The organism is Vibrio atlanticus (assembly GCF_024347315.1).
Lineage (GTDB): Bacteria > Pseudomonadota > Gammaproteobacteria > Enterobacterales > Vibrionaceae > Vibrio > Vibrio atlanticus.
Map to the genome: position 1 here is coordinate 1,388,979 of NZ_AP025460.1, position 16,986 is coordinate 1,405,964.

14 protein-coding genes are annotated in these 16,986 nt (G+C 43.7%); 4 read left to right on the forward strand and 10 right to left on the reverse strand.

Going from position 1 to position 16,986, the window contains the following annotated elements; genetic code table 11:
* Positions 1-65 precede the first annotated feature (65 nt).
* Both OCV30_RS06335 and OCV30_RS06340 read left to right on the forward strand, forming a co-directional pair.
* The gene (locus OCV30_RS06335; protein ID WP_065680274.1) at positions 66-2,450 is read left to right on the forward strand and encodes a helicase-related protein; all 2,385 of its coding nucleotides are present in this window, start codon (positions 66-68) and stop codon (positions 2,448-2,450) included.
* A 203-nt stretch (positions 2,451-2,653) separates the two neighbouring features.
* A complete protein-coding gene (locus OCV30_RS06340; RefSeq protein ID WP_017103776.1) occupies positions 2,654-3,031 on the forward strand; it encodes a hypothetical protein in 378 nt (125 codons plus the stop codon).
* 160 nt (positions 3,032-3,191) lie between these two features.
* On the opposite strand, the gene OCV30_RS06345 is transcribed toward OCV30_RS06340, so the two are convergent.
* The 7 genes from OCV30_RS06345 to OCV30_RS06375 form a co-directional block, all read right to left on the reverse strand.
* Positions 3,192-4,295 (reverse strand): phosphoribosylaminoimidazolesuccinocarboxamide synthase, encoded by a 1,104-nt coding sequence (locus OCV30_RS06345; protein ID WP_065680273.1) that lies wholly within the window; start codon positions 4,293-4,295, stop codon positions 3,192-3,194.
* A 310-nt stretch (positions 4,296-4,605) separates the two neighbouring features.
* Positions 4,606-5,013, reverse strand: coding sequence for a SulA-like leucine-rich domain-containing protein (locus OCV30_RS06350; RefSeq protein WP_009846480.1), 408 nt, complete (start codon positions 5,011-5,013; stop codon positions 4,606-4,608).
* A gap of 425 nt (positions 5,014-5,438) precedes the next feature.
* The gene (locus OCV30_RS06355) at positions 5,439-5,627 is read right to left on the reverse strand and encodes a hypothetical protein (protein ID WP_048659540.1); all 189 of its coding nucleotides are present in this window, start codon (positions 5,625-5,627) and stop codon (positions 5,439-5,441) included.
* A 165-nt stretch (positions 5,628-5,792) separates the two neighbouring features.
* The gene (locus tag OCV30_RS06360; protein WP_065680272.1) at positions 5,793-6,893 is read right to left on the reverse strand and encodes a tetratricopeptide repeat protein; all 1,101 of its coding nucleotides are present in this window, start codon (positions 6,891-6,893) and stop codon (positions 5,793-5,795) included.
* A gap of 142 nt (positions 6,894-7,035) precedes the next feature.
* Positions 7,036-7,704 carry a YiaD family glycine zipper/OmpA-like lipoprotein gene (locus OCV30_RS06365; RefSeq protein ID WP_009846483.1) on the reverse strand — a complete coding sequence of 223 codons (669 nt, stop codon included), beginning with the start codon at positions 7,702-7,704 and terminating at the stop codon, positions 7,036-7,038.
* Positions 7,705-7,809: 105 nt separating this feature from the next.
* A complete protein-coding gene (locus OCV30_RS06370) occupies positions 7,810-8,499 on the reverse strand; it encodes a DUF2786 domain-containing protein (protein WP_009846484.1) in 690 nt (229 codons plus the stop codon).
* Positions 8,500-8,719: 220 nt separating this feature from the next.
* The gene (locus OCV30_RS06375; protein WP_009846485.1) at positions 8,720-9,403 is read right to left on the reverse strand and encodes a DUF3334 family protein; all 684 of its coding nucleotides are present in this window, start codon (positions 9,401-9,403) and stop codon (positions 8,720-8,722) included.
* Between the two features lie 219 nt (positions 9,404-9,622).
* Between OCV30_RS06375 and ydiJ the strand changes: the two genes are divergently transcribed.
* On the forward strand, positions 9,623-12,658 hold the full coding sequence (ydiJ, locus tag OCV30_RS06380; protein WP_065680271.1) for a D-2-hydroxyglutarate dehydrogenase YdiJ: 3,036 nt from the start codon (positions 9,623-9,625) through the stop codon (positions 12,656-12,658).
* Between the two features lie 66 nt (positions 12,659-12,724).
* Positions 12,725-13,186, forward strand: coding sequence for a methyltransferase family protein (locus OCV30_RS06385; RefSeq protein ID WP_065680270.1), 462 nt, complete (start codon positions 12,725-12,727; stop codon positions 13,184-13,186).
* Between the two features lie 209 nt (positions 13,187-13,395).
* Here OCV30_RS06385 and OCV30_RS06390 read toward each other — a convergent pair whose 3' ends face one another.
* The 3 genes from OCV30_RS06390 to hutH all read right to left on the reverse strand — a co-directional run bounded on the left by OCV30_RS06390 (position 13,396) and on the right by hutH (position 16,976).
* Entirely contained in the window at positions 13,396-14,121 is a 726-nt protein-coding gene (locus tag OCV30_RS06390) for a DUF3581 domain-containing protein (RefSeq protein ID WP_010438254.1), read from the reverse strand.
* 166 nt (positions 14,122-14,287) lie between these two features.
* Positions 14,288-15,319, reverse strand: coding sequence for a histidine ammonia-lyase (locus tag OCV30_RS06395; protein WP_065680269.1), 1,032 nt, complete (start codon positions 15,317-15,319; stop codon positions 14,288-14,290).
* 124 nt (positions 15,320-15,443) lie between these two features.
* Positions 15,444-16,976, reverse strand: a complete 1,533-nt coding sequence (hutH, locus tag OCV30_RS06400) for a histidine ammonia-lyase (RefSeq protein WP_032555189.1) — start codon at positions 16,974-16,976, stop codon at positions 15,444-15,446.
* Positions 16,977-16,986 lie beyond the last annotated feature (10 nt).

Sequence of the window (16,986 nt, forward strand, 5' to 3'; positions counted from 1 at the left end):
TTATCGAATTTTAGCACCATAATTCGTTATACTTTGCTCACACTTTTTCGCGACGCCTCTTTTTTATGTCATTACTTCCCATCGATGCTTATCAAAACGTATTTCACGAACAAATCGCTAATTCTCACCTAGTAGTAGAAGCTGAAACCGGATCGGGCAAATCAACGCGCTTGCCAATTTGGGCTTGCCAACATGGGCGAGTGCTGGTGGTTGAACCAAGACGAATAGCTTGTACCTCATTAGCTAAATATCTCGCCCTACAATCGGGCGAAAAGCTTGGTGACAAAATTGGTTATGCGATCAAACTTGAGTCTGAATACAACGAGAAAACTAACGTTGTTTTTGTGACGCCCGGTATCGCGCTGCGTTGGCTATCTGAAGATGGGCTTGCTGGCTTTGATGTCATCGTAGTCGATGAATTTCACGAAAGGCGTTGGGATATCGATTTGCTGGTGGCGATTCTCAAACAAAAAGCGAGCCATCGCTTGGTGATCACGTCTGCAACCATCGAAGGGGAACGCCTTGCTCATTATTTGGATGCGAATCGAATAAGCTGTGAAGGCCGAACTTATCAAGTTGCTATTGAACACCGAGCGAATGAGTCCAGAGCATTGCCCGATATTCGACACCTAGAGCAACGCATTGCCGAAGAAGTGAACCACCAACTGATAGCATCTTCTGGTGACATGTTGGTTTTTCTGCCGGGTAAAAAAGAGATCGTGCAATGCGAACAAGCCTTAGCGAAAAATCCAGATATCCAAGTGGTGAAATTGCATGCGTCGGTCAGTGATAAGGAGCGAGATTTAGCGTTATCGGGTCGTAATATCGATATCAATGCTAACGGTTATGGCCTGAGAAAGGTCATTCTTGCAACCAACGTGGCAGAAACCTCATTAACCATTCCCGATATTGGTGTGGTGATAGATTCAGGATTAGAAAGACGCACCGTTCAACGAAACGGTAGAACGACTCTGATGCTTAAATCCATATCACGAGCCAGTGCCAAGCAACGAGCTGGTCGCGCGGGTAGGGTAATGGACGGCGCTTGTGTGCGTCTGTATGGTGAGCATGCGGCGTTAGAGTTAGTCACACCGCCTGAATTGCAGCGTGAAGAGCTGATCGAACCGATGTTGGCCGCGGCCTGTTGTGGTGCTCCGCTTGAGAGCTTGTCTTTCCTTGATCCGATTCCTGAAAAATCACTAAACAGTGCTACTCAAACCTTGCTGACGATGGAAGCGATTAAAGCCGACCATCAAATTACCGAGCATGGCAAAAAGCTGTATCCGCTGCCGATTGATGCTTTGTATGCCGATATCGTTACTCGAATCAAAACCAAAGCATTAAAAGAAGCGATGGTCGATCTCACAGCTGCGTTGTCCGTTCCGGCTCGCTTGTATCAATTACCGAACAATGCAGAACATTTGGAAGCACTCGCTCAGCAAGAAAAGGAAGGGTGTGATCTAAGCCTGTTGATTCAGATCGTTCGCGGTCGCGAGTATCCAAATCTAGAAATCGATCAGCAGGCATTGAATGAAGCACAGGGACTGGCTAAGCAAATGCGTGAGGTGTTTGAACTTCCTCAATTAGAAGTCGCGTCCCGTTTCCAGCGTATTGAACTGCTTAACACTATTGTTCAACTTCACCCTGAACTGGTGTTCGTACGCAGACTGAAACGAAAAGAAGCCTTTGCTAATGGAGTTTTAGAGGTAGTACTCGGCCGTCAGAATCGTTTCCCTGATAATGAACAAGCGATGTTGGTGCTTGATACCCATAGTTTGCCGGGAAGAGGCGTTAAGCAAACACTGACCTTAGCGACGGTCACTGCACCTATTCCTTTGGATCTTATGATTGAAGCGGAGATGGGAGAGTGGCAACAAGGTGAAACCGTGGTCAATGATGATGGCGTTTTTACTGAGATGACATTGGTGTACGCTGGCCGTACGATCACGACCAAGCTCGTGGCAGCGGAAGGGCAACTATCGTTAAAGCCGATCGTCGATCTTGTATCGAATGGGGTTAAACTTCCCGGTTTTGCAGAAGCTCGCACTCAACAAATCAAACATTGGCAGCTGTATGTGAAACTCGGTCTCAATGAACAAACCCAATACACACCAGAAATTGACCAAATGAACTTTGAGTTATGGTTTATAGAACAGCTTGAAGTGTTAGGTGTCACTGATGTGAGCGAATTGGAAATGTTCGACCATGCAGATATTCCATTCGATGGTATCCCGACTTGGCTCTATTCAGAGTTTTCGGAAAAGTACCCGTTTGCATTGAGCCTTGCCGACTTGCAACTCGAAGTCGAATACCTGCCGGCACGCAAGCTGATTTACGTTCATTATCAATCGGGCAGTCGAAAGTTATCGCCAAAACGTTGGGAGCTCCCGACATGGTCTGGCTGGCGTATTCAGTACAAAAAAGCGAGTCGGATAATTGATATCAAATAGATGGATTAGTTTTATCTCTAAAATATTAATCAAATAGGTGCATATATGTTTTTTCAGTGCTTATTTTGTTACAAGTTTGATTTTTATATGCCTTTTTAACCAATCAAAAGGTCATAAAAGACTATTCTTCTATATCCTATTGCTATAAAGAAAGAGTTGATAGATATTGAGTATATTGTGTTGTCAAAGTGTCGGGGGACATCATGGATAAACAGACAGAGACGCGTGTAGAGTTTGATTACACAACATTTCTTGGCGCCTCATGCAGTAAAAAATGGACTTTTCTGGAAGCACTAACCACGATTGCGCCAGTATTTAGTACTGTCTGGCGAGATAGCATTAAAGAGCTCGCAAGCCCTGAAGATCGTTTATGGCAGATGGCATTGAAATCGATGTCGACGCGTAAAAGTGATGAGTCAAACATTGTTACCTTACTCAAGCTAGCCAAGCTAGAGGGGATCAATGAACTCAAAGTTGCTATGCCATATTCTCTTGAAGAAAAGCAGATCGAGTACATTGAATCGCGCAGTCATTTGGTGATTGCCGAGAATACTGGAGAAGAGTTTACTATTAAGCTTTAATCTATCAGTATTGCTTAGAGCTTAGAGCTTAGAGCTTAGAGCTTAGGAGCGAGCTCAAAGAATATTAAAAATCGCACACGAAAAAGGGCCTCAATAATGATGAGGCCCTTTTAGTATCTGGAACTTGTGTTTACGAGCTTACTCGCTTTCTAGAATGCAATCAGTCAACTAGACCATAGTCAGCACGCAATACATCGATGATCTCTTGCTTAGGATTCTCACTCAGTACGATTTCCGCGCCTGTAATCTTCGCCGCAATATCAAGATAAGTGCGCGACAGAGACATCAATGCATCCAAAGGAAGTTCATTGTCACGAGCTAATGCTTCACGTTCTGGCATGCGTTCTTTGTTCAAAAGAATATCCGCGTCAGGGAAGTAGTTAAGTAAGAACTGGCGGAATCCTTCTTTAGAATTCTCAACGATGTTGCCGTTATTGTATTCCTGAGTATCCCAAATGCGAGATGAATCTGGCGTACCCACTTCATCCATGTAGATAAGTTTTTCTTTGCCTTGGGCATCGTTCACGTAGCCGAACTCAAATTTCGTATCGACAAAGGTTTGATCGACTTTTGCTAGCGCTTGGCTAATTACGTTGAAGCCTTCTTTTAGAAGTTTCTCGTAATGCGCAATGTCACTTGCTTGAGTAAAGTTGAACGCTGCGAAGTTGTCTTCGATGTTGTTGCGAGTGATGTTCACATCATCAGCTTCTGGAACGCCAGGAATCCCTTTCAAAATCCCCTTTGTAGAAGGCGTGATCAGTAGCTCAGGCAATTTCTTGTCTTTCTCAAGGCCTTCTGGCATCTCGATACCACAGAATTCGCGTTCGCCGTTTGCGTATGCACGCCACATTGAACCTGTGATGTATTGACGACAAATCGCTTCGATCATGACTGGGCGAGCTTTTTGTACAATCCATACGAACGGATGAGGGATATCAAGAATATGACTGTCAGCGAGGCCGTTGTCTTTAAACAATTTGAACCAGTGGTTAGAGATAGCATTCAGAGCCGCTCCTTTACCTGGAACACCTTTTAGATTCCCTTCACCACGCCAGATACAATCAAATGCAGAGATACGGTCACTGATCACCATGATTGCTAAAGGCGCATCTGGTGCTACATCGTAGCCTTTCTCTTTAATTAGTCGTTGGCTATCTTCTTCAGTTAACCAGTAGACTGAGCGAACCTTGCCACTGTGGACAGGTTTATCAGTACGGATTGGTAGGTCATCATTTACGGCAAGAACTTGATCAGCAAGGCTCATTTAGACATTCCTATCTTTTATCAAACGTCATACAGAGAAGTGCGGTGTGCACATGATTAGACGGGCATTATACCCAATCTACTATTTGCTTCCAGAGAAAAAGCAAACGATTGCTAAATCTATTGATCAAATAAAAACCCCCGCCTAACTATTCGCTAGAAAATTGGCGAATTGTAGGGCAGGGGAAGGCAGTATATTTGGACTGTGTTTTGGAGCTATGCTGTTAAGTTAACTTAAGTTTGTTAGCTAAAAGATTAAGCTATGTTTATGGGCTATGTTTTTGATCCAAAATGTTATTAAGTCAGGCGGTCTAGTGAATACGCTCTGAATTGGCATCAATAAAGAAGACTTCGCACTGAAAGCGCATTCCTAATGTTCTTAGGTATTGCTGACTGAATTGATCAATCGAAGCACTCGCAACAATCGCGCTCGCATTCTTAGATCGAATGGCTTTCTCGACGGTTTCTACTTCTGTCATTTGATTAGAGGCTTTCATGTGAATAACACGATCACAGCAAACATTATGTTGCTGCAGCTGTTTAGCCGATGGTCTTGGTGTTTGAGCCGTAAACAGTAACCACTGATGTTGATTGGACAGCAACGCCATTTTGGCAAACAACGCTTCTTCGTTTGAACTTTTTGTGTCACGAGAGACGGATGTAAATGCGCAGTGAGTTAGCGGGCTAGAGTGTTGTGCTTTAACGTGTGCTGGAATCATTTTGCTGTCCTTATATACATGCTGTATGTGTATACAGTAGTTTTTGTTGCTTATAAGATCAAGCGTTTTTTGAGGGATTATTGGACGATCTTGCTTGGGTATGGAGGTGGCTTTTATTTAAGTGATTGAAAATAGGATGAAAATTAAATTTGAATGAATTTGTTGTTTTGTCTCATAAGTTGAAGAAATGTGAGCTTTATACAGGTGTATACAGTGGTTTTGACAGAAAAGTACTGTATACACCTGTATAGAAGATAAGAAGATAAGAAGATAAGAAGATAAGAAGATAAGAAGATAAGAAGATAAGAAGATAAGAAGATAAGAAGATAAGAAGATAAGAAGATAAGAAGATAAGAAGATAAGAAGATAAATCTCAGATACAAAAAAAGCGCCTTAGGCGCTTTCTTATATTTCAACGGTGTTGCTTATCTCAATGTCGCTTGGGAGAGTTTTGCTCTCATTTCCATTTCACCAATATTGAACTGGCGAACATCAATGGTGGCCATATCATTGCACTCTTGACATGCATGATGACACTTACCATCTAAGTAGTCGTGCTTTTTAACTAGGCTTGGCTTTTTGCACCAATCACAAACGCCTTCTATTGTGAACATATTCTCTCCTCACCTGTTTAAGTCAGGTGTATTTTCGGCGCAAATTATGACACAAGTAAGACTCATTAGTTAATAGTTTGTTACTTGTTTTTGAGAGGGGGATCGATTGCAGTACTAATAAAATCGATATCTTTGCGACTTTGGAAATCGAGTCCGCTTGGTTGTTTACGTTTTTGCAACACTCTTAAGGATGGTTTTTAGCGAATTGTTCAAACGTTTCATCTCTTCGTCACATCCGTAACCATCTGGGTGGTAGATTTTGGATAGCTGTTTATATCGAATTTTAATGCTTTTTTGATTCGGAATTGAGCTAGTTGTATACCCAAATAGAGCGCAGGCTACTTGTAAATTGTTCAGGCTGTTGTCATTTTTCTGTTTTTTTAACTCATGGAACATCGTGTGCAGCTGACGTTTCTGCTGCTTAATAGTGAAGTCCTTCGAGCTAAGCTGTGCTTCAAGTGTCTGCTTTTGTTGCCCCAATTCACCCGATTTTAGAGCGTGTCTTTTTTTTGATATCACCAGAGTCATGATAATGCTGACAATTGAAATCAACACGGCTAAGGCTGCGCCAATCAGATAGTCTGAATACGTTAGGTTAGAACGTGTTGCCTGCTCTCTAGGGGGCTGATAAGAAGGGGAGCTACTTGCTCGCTCTGGATTAGATAGCCTATGATTCGTGCTGCTTTCAGCAATGACGTTGTAATTGAGCTTCTCAATCGAAGAGATCTGCTTGGCACGTTGCTGGTTGAATTGCGCTTCCAGAATACGGTTATAGCCATCTTCGGCTGTTGGATTGTTTTTTAAGGCCGCTTCATACCATAGCTGTGCTTCATCTAATGGTTTTAGGAGTTCTTCCTCAAGTGAGGATTCGTAGAGCTTTGCGACTTCGATAGGCGCGCGTTGGTTACCTTGTAAGGCTGATTTAATAAACCATTCTAAAGCTAGTTTGTTGCTTTGCTCTACACCTGAACCTGCCAAGTACCATTCACCTAGCCTAAATTGCGCATCTGCATTGCCGTTTTCTGCGGATTGCGAGTACCAATAAAATGCATCGTTGGTGCTCAAAGGGATATCATTACCTGATTCATAAGCTTGAGCTAGTTGGTATTGAGAAACTGGATCTTGAGGTTGAGATTCTATCGAGAATGCAACGTTGCTTTCTGCATGAACGATGTGTGCAGTAGAGAACTGTATTGTAGAAAAGATGAGGGTGAAAAATAGAGTTCTAAGAAGTGATGATGACAGAAAGTTGGATAGGATAAACAATAGATAAGTCTCGTAAAAAAGCCCAGAGTCGGTATATCAGTATGAATATGGCTAGTCGTGTGACTTTGAACAAGCAACACGACGATAAGCAACTATATAGAGGTTAATTCAATAGATAAAGACGAACTGGGCTTTAATCGTGCTACTTAAGCGGCAAGATTTGAATTTCTACGCGACGGTTACAAGCGCGACCTTGAGAGGTGTTGTTGTCACATAGAGGGTAACGCTCACCGTTACCTCGAGCAATGGCACGGCCTGCAGCAACGTCTTGAGAGATCAAGAATGCACGAACCGATTCAGCACGACGCTCAGAAAGAACTTGGTTAGAAGACTCGCTGCCTGTGCTGTCAGTGTGACCTTCGATCACTAGGCTAGTGTCTGGGTATTCAACTAAGATGCGCGCAACGCCGCGAAGTGTTTTGTGGATGCTTGATTCTAAAGCGTAAGAACCAGAATCGAAGCCAATGCCGTTCTCTAGGCGAAGTAGAAGTTGGTTCTCACCAACACGCTCTACTTGAACGCCTGAGTTCATGAGTTCTTCACGAAGTGCAGCTTCTTGCTGGTCAAAGTAGTAACCGATACCACCGCCGACAGCGGCGCCACCTGCCGCACCGATGAGTGCACGTTTGCGGCGGTCTTTAGAGTCGTCACCCGTAGCAGCACCAGCAACAGCACCGGCGATTGCACCAATTAAAGCACCTTGAGTTGCGGAATTAGTCTCAGATTCGCCAGTTGTAGCGTTTTGGCGTTGTGTCGCTTGACAGCCCGTTAGAGCAACAGTGAGTGCCAGGGCTAGTGTGATTTTTTTCAACGTATTTCTCCATCATGTACTTCTGTCAAACGCATGAATTACGAAAGACAACAATAAGTCCTATTGGTGGTTTTTATCAATACGCTGAAGCAATGTAAAGTGGCTTTATGATTTAGTTATTTTTTTAACGGCTTGAGTTCCGCCAACAGGTCGATTTACAGACAGTTTTCGACCTTTCTTCAAACCAACTTCATAGTCTGCGGTGAGGTTTTTCATCGCTTCTCTGAGTTGTTGTTTGAACGTTTCGCGGTCGATGTTTTGGAATTCTTTATCAATGTAGTTATTGATCTTGTTGTTTGACTCGTCGTCTGGGGTGATAACAGGCAGTTTTTCAAGCGCACCTTCTACCCAACCCGAAACGTAAGAGTTTACGCGACGTGTTACTTCTAGTGTCCCTGTTCCCGAGCCCGCAAAACTGTTTCTGAATTGGCCAGTGTGCTCATTCAGTTCGCGATAAATAATATCGAACGCAAAAGCCGCGAAGATAGCGCGATCGGCTTCACCAATGAATTCAACGCGTTTAAGGCCTTTGTGATTCAGTAACACGGCTTCTACGCCAAACTTGGTGTTAATACCACGAATAACACGCAGCAGTGTAGAGCTGATATTTGCAGGTAACAGGTGACTGGATTGAGTTTTTCCCATCTTGATAAATTCAATATCGTCCTTTTCGAGACCATATTTCAGCATCAAGTTATGCGCCATTTTTATCGCATTGGCAGCTTCATTGACGTTCGCAGAGTTTCCAAGCTCAAGACACTTGGCAATTTTCTTTAGGGCTTTTTTCTTATCCATCGACAACTTAATCATTACCGCAAATTTTTAAAAGTCCAACATTTTACATGTTTTGGCGAGTAACAGCAAAGTCAAAAGTCATTTGTAGGAATGTGGTGAACGATTATGGAAGATAAGGATATATGAAGGAAGTAGCGACTCCCGGACAAAACAAAACGCCATCAAGAGGATTGATGGCGTTAGTGACACGATTTTTAGGAAGTGCTAGAGCTTTCGCAAACTAGATTCCAAGTTCATCGAGTAAATCAGCTGCAGAATCGTTGCCTGAACTTTGCTCTGGCTGCTTTGGTTCTTGCATTTTTTTCTGAGTCGCTTCAAGAATGCTGTCTGGACATTCGTCTTCAGCGATTTCAAATTCTTCCAATTGGATGAATTCTGTTTTGTCCATTGCAAGCTCAAGGTAGAAAATGTTGTTGTCGGCAGTAGAGAAAGTAACACGACGAGCTTGCGGGCGATCTAAGTTAGTATCAACAGAAAGGTTCACTTGCTTGTTCAGTGCCAGCATTTTCGGTTGGTTTTGTGTGATGTTAGTTTGCAGTTCTTTACGGATTTTGTTGGTAAAGTCGCCAACCAACTGGTTCATCAACTCACCTAATACATCACCTACTTCGTCTGAAGTATGAAGTACAGCGAGTTCGTCTTCAGGCATGCCCATATTACGCATGTAATTTGTATAGATCTCTAGCGCTGCTTTCGACGTAAAATTGATAACAACAAGACCTGAAAAACCGCCGTCGAACAAGACGAAACAACCAAAATCTGGCTTAAGGCTTGTCTTGTTGATCTTTTGAACCATTGCTGAGTAGGACACCTGTGAAGCCGTCGCTGAAGTAAGTACGTTTGAGACTGATTGGCATAGCTTAAGAAGAATATCTTCAGTTGTGACTGTTTTGCTTTTTTTCATTGTTATTTGCTCATGGAGATGTCGTAAAAAAGTTATCTACTATCTTACTACTGAATTAAGACGAAAGTGACTATTTCTCCATTCTTGCACCGAGATTCTTATTTGATCACCTTTTTATATGATCTTAATAGTAGTAAAGTGACGAAATTCAAAGAAAAATATTAAAAATCTCAGATAACCCAATGCTGATAGGATCAGCGAAGTAGGGGCAGGAAGCAAATGTTACCAAGACTTCAACTCAATGCTGATGTCGATCCAGTTGTCGTACGCTTTTTAGATGAACTAAAAACAGCGGGCTTTACTGGCGACATTGAGTCTCAATATTCGAGCCGTTTGGCTGTGGCGACTGATAACAGTGTCTATCAGCAATTGCCGCAGGCAGTTATTCTCCCTAAAACAACTCAAGACGTTGTGTTGATCGGTAAAGTGGGTGCAAAATCTGCTTACGAACGCGTGACCTTTTCCCCTCGTGGCGGTGGTACCGGTACTAACGGACAGTCTTTAACAAAAGGCGTCGTGGTTGACCTGTCTCGTTATATGAACAAGGTTCTTGAGATTAACGAGCAAGAAGGCTGGGTAAGAGTTCAGTCAGGTATCGTTAAAGACCAATTGAACGATGCTGTGCGTCCGTATGGTTACTTTTTCTCTCCAGATCTTTCTACCAGTAACCGAGCAACCTTAGGTGGAATGATCAATACCGATGCTTCGGGCCAAGGGTCATTGAAGTACGGTAAAACGTCTGACCATGTGTTGTCGCTGCAAGCGGTCTTCGCAGATGGTTCATGTCTCGAATCCGATTTATCACACGGCTTACCTGTTGAGGGTGAATTTGCTCATCATGCACTTGCAGTAACTGAGGCCGTTTGTCGAGATAAGCGCGCTCAAATTCTTAATAAATTCCCACCATTGAACCGCTTCTTAACCGGTTACGATCTAAAGAATGCAATCAACGAACAAGACGATAGCTTTGACCTGACTCGTGTTCTATGTGGTGCGGAAGGTTCATTAGCATTCATCACTGAAGCAAAGCTAAACCTAACGCCGATTCCCAAAGCGCGAACGTTGGTCAACGTGAAATACAACACGTTCGATTCTGCACTGCGTAATGCGCCGTTCATGGTAGAAGCGAAAGCGCTGTCTGTTGAAACCGTTGACTCAAGAGTATTGAACCTAGCGAAACAAGACATTGTTTGGCACACCGTGAGCGATTTGCTGATGGATGTTCCAAATAAAGAGATGCTTGGCATCAACATGGTTGAGTTTGCAGGCCAAGATGAAACGGAAGTTGAACAACAAGTTCAAGCGCTAACCGCACAGCTTGAAAGCATGGTAGCAACTGAAGAAGCGGGTGTGATTGGCTTCCAAGTGTGCAGTGATTTGGCGAGCATTGGCCGAATCTACAACATGCGTAAGAAAGCGGTAGGTCTATTAGGTGCGGCGAAAGGCCGAGCTAAGCCAGTCGCTTTTGCTGAAGATACCTGTGTACCACCGGAAAACTTGGCGGATTTCATCTCTGAATTTAGAGTGCTGCTCGATTCAAAAGAGCTGAACTACGGCATGTTTGGTCACGTTGATGCGGGCGTACTGCACGTTCGTCCTGCTTTAGATTTGTGTGATCCGATGCAAGAAGCATTGATGCATGAAGTCTCTGATGAAGTGGTTAAACTGGTGGCTAAATACGGCGGCTTGATGTGGGGTGAACACGGTAAAGGCTTCCGTTCTGAGTATGGTCCGGACTTCTTTGGTGAAGAGCTGTTTACAGAATTAAGACGAGTTAAAGCGGCATTTGACCCGCATAACAAGATGAACCCAGGCAAGATCTGTACGCCGTTAGAAAGCGATGCTGAGTTGGTGAAAGTCACTGATACCAAGCGTGGTTTCTACGATCGCCAGATCGACGTACAAGTCCGTGATAGCTTCAAGCAAGCGATGGAATGTAATGGTAACGGCTTGTGTTTCAATTACGATACGAGTTCGCCAATGTGTCCTTCGATGAAAGTCACGGCTGACCGTCGTCATTCACCAAAGGGCCGTGCAGGCTTGGTTCGTGAATGGTTACGTCAGTTAACGGAACAAGGCGTCGATATTCTCGATTTAGAGCAAGAAGCGCTGAAGGACAATACTCCGATTAAAACCATGGTGGAACGTGTTCGTAACACGATGAACAAACGCCATGAGTACGATTTCTCGCATGAAGTTCATGAAGCGATGAACGGTTGTTTGGCGTGTAAAGCGTGTGCGAGCCAGTGTCCTATTAAAGTTGATGTTCCGAGTTTCCGTTCTCGATTTTTAAACATTTATTACTCACGCTACCAACGCCCTGCAAAAGACTATTTAGTCGCCAACATTGAAACCATGCTGCCGCTAATGGCGAAAGCGCCAAAGGTTGTTAACGCTGCCTTGGGTCAAAAATGGATACAAACCGCAACGGCGAAAACGGTCGGTTATGTTGATGCACCACTGATGTCGGTACCTACACTTAAAAATCGTCTGGCGAGCAAAGAGCTGCAACTGTTCGATCTACAGTATCTAGAAGGGCTCTCTTCTGAGCAGAAGAAACAGCACGTGTTGATCGTTCAAGACCCGTTTACTAGCTTTTATGATGCCGAGGTGGTTGAAGACTTCGTTACCTTGGCTCAGAAGCTTGGCAAAACACCGGTGTTATTGCCGTTTAAACCAAATGGTAAAGCACTGCACATTAAAGGTTTCTTAAGCCGTTTTGCGCGTGAAGCGAAATCAACATCGGATTTCTTGTCAATGGTTGCTGATATCGGTATTCCTTTGGTGGGTGTTGATCCTGCTCTTGTGCTTTGTTACCGCGATGAATATGTTGAGATCTTAGGTGACAAACGTGGCCACTTTGATGTGCTTACCGTGCATGAATGGTTAATTCCATCGTTGGGTGAGTTTGAAGCGCGCTCTGCAAATGAAGAGATGTGGTACTTGTTCGCTCACTGTACTGAGAAGACCAAAATGCCGAACGCTGAAAAAGAGTGGGGCGCTATCTTCAAACACTTTGGTGCTGCGTTAACCAGCGTTCCTGTCGGCTGTTGCGGCATGGCGGGCACCTTCGGGCATGAAGTCGATAAGCTACAAATGTCGAAAGATATATACGGTTTAAGCTGGAAGCCTCAAATGCAGGACTTACCAAAAGATCGTTGTTTGGTGACGGGTTATTCTTGCCGTAGCCAAGTGAAGCGTTTTGAAGGTGAGAAGCTTGCTCACCCATTACAAGCGCTAGCAAAAATTCTTTAATACATTTAGCCCAGCAATTGCTGGGCTTTTTTCTAAACTAACAAAGGAATGTTAATAAGGAAAAGTATGAAATTTCTAGAATTAAAAGTACCACCCGTTGCACTGTTCATTATTGTATTCGTAGCATCATACTTCTGCGCTCAGCAGTTGAGCCAAGGAACATTGGCACTGCCTTATCGAATGGTTGTGCTCGGTATCGGGATTGTCTTGAGTGGTGTTATTGGAATATCAGGCATATGGGAGTTTCGCAAACAGAAAACCACCGTTAATCCGATCAAAGTCGACACCGCTTCTGCAGTTGTGGACAGTGGAATCTTTGGCTACACGCGAAACCCAATGTATCTAGGGCTATTTATCCTACTGTTTTGCTTTGGCTATTTCTTCCAAAACCTATTCAGTGTTTTACTCAGTTTTGTATTCGTAATTTACATGAATCAGTTCCAAATTAAGCCAGAAGAGCGAGCACTAGAACAGCTATTTGGCGCAGAGTATGTTGACTATAAACAAAAGGTTAGGCGCTGGGTTTAGTATTGATTTGACTGCAGGCTTAGTGGCTTAGTGGCTTAGTGGCTTAGTGGCTTAGTGGCTTAGTGGCTTAGTGGCTTAGTGGCTTAGTGGCTTAGTGGCTTAGTGTCATGAGTCATCGAAATGAAAAAGCCCAGCTTGTGATACCAAGCTGGGCTTTATTGATCTTGTCTCTAGCTATTTACATCAAGTGATGTAAATAAGAGTGCTGATTAAGCGGCAGCTGCGAACTGAGCTAGAAACATCTCTTTACGTTCGTTGAAGCGGTTTACTAGGTCGTCTACAGAAGCTTGGTCGTATGGCTTAAGACCACTTGCTACCATGCGCTTTACGCCTTTACCGACTACTTCGCCGTCTTCTTTGAAATCAAAGTTTAGTGTCACGATACCGCGCTTGCCTTCAACATCAAAAGTCGCACCAGAGAACTCAACTTCTGGGTGAGATAGGTCTAGGCGAGTAAATTCAACTTCCATGCTCTCGTAAATCACAAGAGGACGTTGGCAGTTGATCATCATTTGCTGTTCTTCCATAAGAGGAACCATGATGTGTGGAAAGTTCATACCAGAGAACTTAACGTAGTTTGTTACTACGTGTTCGATGAATGCTTGATCGTGGCTCTTTTCACCTTCACAAGACATGTGTAGGTACTCTTTGCCTTTCTCGTCAACCAGTGAGCTTTCTTTCTCACACTTGTTGTCAACGCTTAGCGCAATACCGTTACCCACCATACCTGAAAAATCAAAACGCATTTTTTGGCTGATGCCTTCTTTTTGCAGAAGTACTGCAAACAAAAGATCGCCAGGCACGCAGAAGCGTTTGTTGTCTTCATCGTGAATTGGGTTGAAGTCAGCAGCTACTTTTTTAGCAAAGTGGCTAGCCTGTTCACGAGTGAATTGAAATTGATTGTCTTCAGTAGAAAAGTAAGGTGTCAGAAACATAGTATCGCTATTAGTCATCAAATCTGGCGGGGATTATAGCTAACTAACTTGGTTTTAATGGTCTATCCAGTTTACGAGGGCCGAAAAGGAGGGAGATTGATGAGAAGGCGGGCTGGTGAGAAAAATAATAAAGGTCTAGAAAATCTAGACCTTTATTTATATAAGCTTATTTTTTATTAGGGAAGAACCACTTATCTAAATAATCACTCATTGGTGTAAAAGCAAGGTTCGCATAGTTAAATGGGTAATTAGCGGTTGTTGTTTCACCACTTGCGATTTTACCGACCGCAGTAAAGCCTTTTGGCTGGTTTGCGTCTTTCAGCTCATTCGGGAACTTACCGTTAGCAGGGTTTACTTTGTATTCATAAATTAACCCCAAAAATGCGCCAGGGTTGAGGTTCTTTTTGATAGTGTGGGTATAGTCTAACTTGCCGTTTGAAATATCATCGCCTTCGTCGTTAATGCTCGTACCATTATCGGCCAGACATTTACTCGGAGTGCCATCAATACGATCTGAACCTAATTGTCCGTTACCGTAATTACATTCGTTATATTTTAGGTAACCTAAAGCTTGTGTGCCGGTTCCAATTTTCTTATTAACAAGAGTTTTGAAGCCTTCGTAGCTTTTGGTTAATTCAGCACCCACGGCTGTATTGTTATCACCATCAACGTAGTAATCGAAGATTTGCAGCAGTTTTTGATATGTTGTGGTACTTTGCGTTTCATCCATCCCCGATCTTGTAGTGTAAATCAATTCTAAGCCATTGATATTAGGGCTGCTCGCATAGATGTTTTGTGCAAGTGCAATAATGAACTTACCGTGGGCTGTTGATGGGTTTGGCTCTTCTTCGGAAATGCCAATGAGTATTTTTTTCTGGCTAAACTGTTTTCTCACATCATCATGAGCCCATTTAAGTAAATTTTCGACTTGCAGTTTTACGGCATCTTGCTGAACTTGAGTAATGTTTGGACCAATCGGCAGAATGTAAATACCTTTTTCAAAAGCACAGTTTGGCACTTCAGCAGCAGTTGAACAGTTTTTAATGCTGGTATAGGTCGCGACTTTCGTTAACGTAGGAGTCGTAGGAGTCGTAGGTTTTGCGGGTGCTTTATTGCTTGAGTCAGATCCACAGCCGGCTAAGAATAAGGCGCTGATAAGGGCTGTTGTAAGCAGGATTGGGGATTTTTTTGTTATCATTGGTAATGAACCTTCCGACGGTGAGTGATGATTTTTCGGATAGTATCACTCCTATCAATAAGTGTATTCATTTTTTATGGACAAGTGGGCTGTAACGAGAGTACAGCCCAGTATACGGAAAGTACTAAAAACTTGACAATGTACCTTCTGGCATGAGGTGATTATGAACGGATAACTTGAGTAACAGGTTAGCTTGCTCAATATCTGGAGCAAAATATCGGTCTTTGTCGTAGAAACTCACTTTCTCACGCAGAATCTGCTTCGCTTCTTCCACACGAGGAGAAGATAGATTAGGCGCTCGGAAGTCGAGTCCTTGTGCTGCTGCTAAATATTCTACTGCCAATATCCCACGGGTGTTTTCAGCCATATATCTAAGCCTACGCGCGGCAAAGGTGGCCATTGATACGTGGTCTTCTTGGTTGGCAGAAGTAGGTAGGCTGTCTATTGACGCCGGATGAGCCAAGGTTTTGTTCTCACTTGCCAATGCTGCAGAGGTAACCTGAGCAATCATAAAGCCAGAGTTCACGCCGCCGTTATCGACCAAGAAAGGTGGAAGTTTGCTTAGTGCGCTATCAATCAGCAGCGCCATTCTACGTTCTGACAAGCTACCGATTTCAGCTATCGCTAGTGCAAGGTTATCTGCTGCCATTGCGACGGGCTCTGCGTGGAAGTTACCGCCTGAAATGATGTCGCCATCATCAGCGAAAACAAGCGGGTTGTCGGATACGGCATTTGCTTCAATCGTTAAGGTCTCTGCTGAGTTACGAATCTGCTGCAAACAAGCACCCATCACTTGAGGTTGGCAACGCAGCGAGTAAGGGTCTTGAACCTTTTCACAGCAAGTATGTGATTCACCAATCTCACTCTTTTGATCAAGCATATGACGGTAAGCAAGTGCTGCATCCATTTGGCCACGATGACCACGAACGCGGTGAATACGCGGATCAAACGGACGACGGCTACCCAGCGCAGCTTCTACAGACATTGCACCACACACGGTTGCAGACGCGAATAGGTCTTCAGCGGCGAATAGACCTTCTAATGCAAATGCTGTCGATGCTTGTGTGCCGTTTAACAGCGCCAAACCTTCTTTTGGCGCAAGTGTGATTGGTTCCAAGCCAGCGATCTGCATTGCTTCTAAGCCCGTGATGATCTTACCGTTGTGGCGAGCTTGGCCTTCACCTAGCAGTACCGTACTCATGTGGGCGAGGGGGGCAAGATCTCCTGAAGCACCCACAGATCCTTTTTGTGGAACACATGGGTAAACCTGTGCGTTCACAAGATCGATAAGGGCATTAATCACTTTGAGGCGGATACCCGAGTAGCCACGAGACAAGCTGTTAATCTTTAGCACCATCATCAAGCGCACAGTTTCATCAGACATGAATTTACCAATGCCCGCCGCGTGAGAAAGTACGATACTTTTCTGTAGTACTTCTAAATCTTCAGGGGCTATTTTGGTATTCGCTAATAAGCCAAAACCTGTATTGATGCCATACACGGTGCGATCTTCAGCAATCACTTGCTCGACAACGTGCATGCTCGCTTCAATATCTGGAATCGCTGCTGGATCAAGTGATAAGTTCACAGGGCTACGGCTAATCTTACGCAGTTCAGGTAGGCCTAGAAGTCCTGGTTTAAGTAATAAATTCAACATGTTTTCTCCA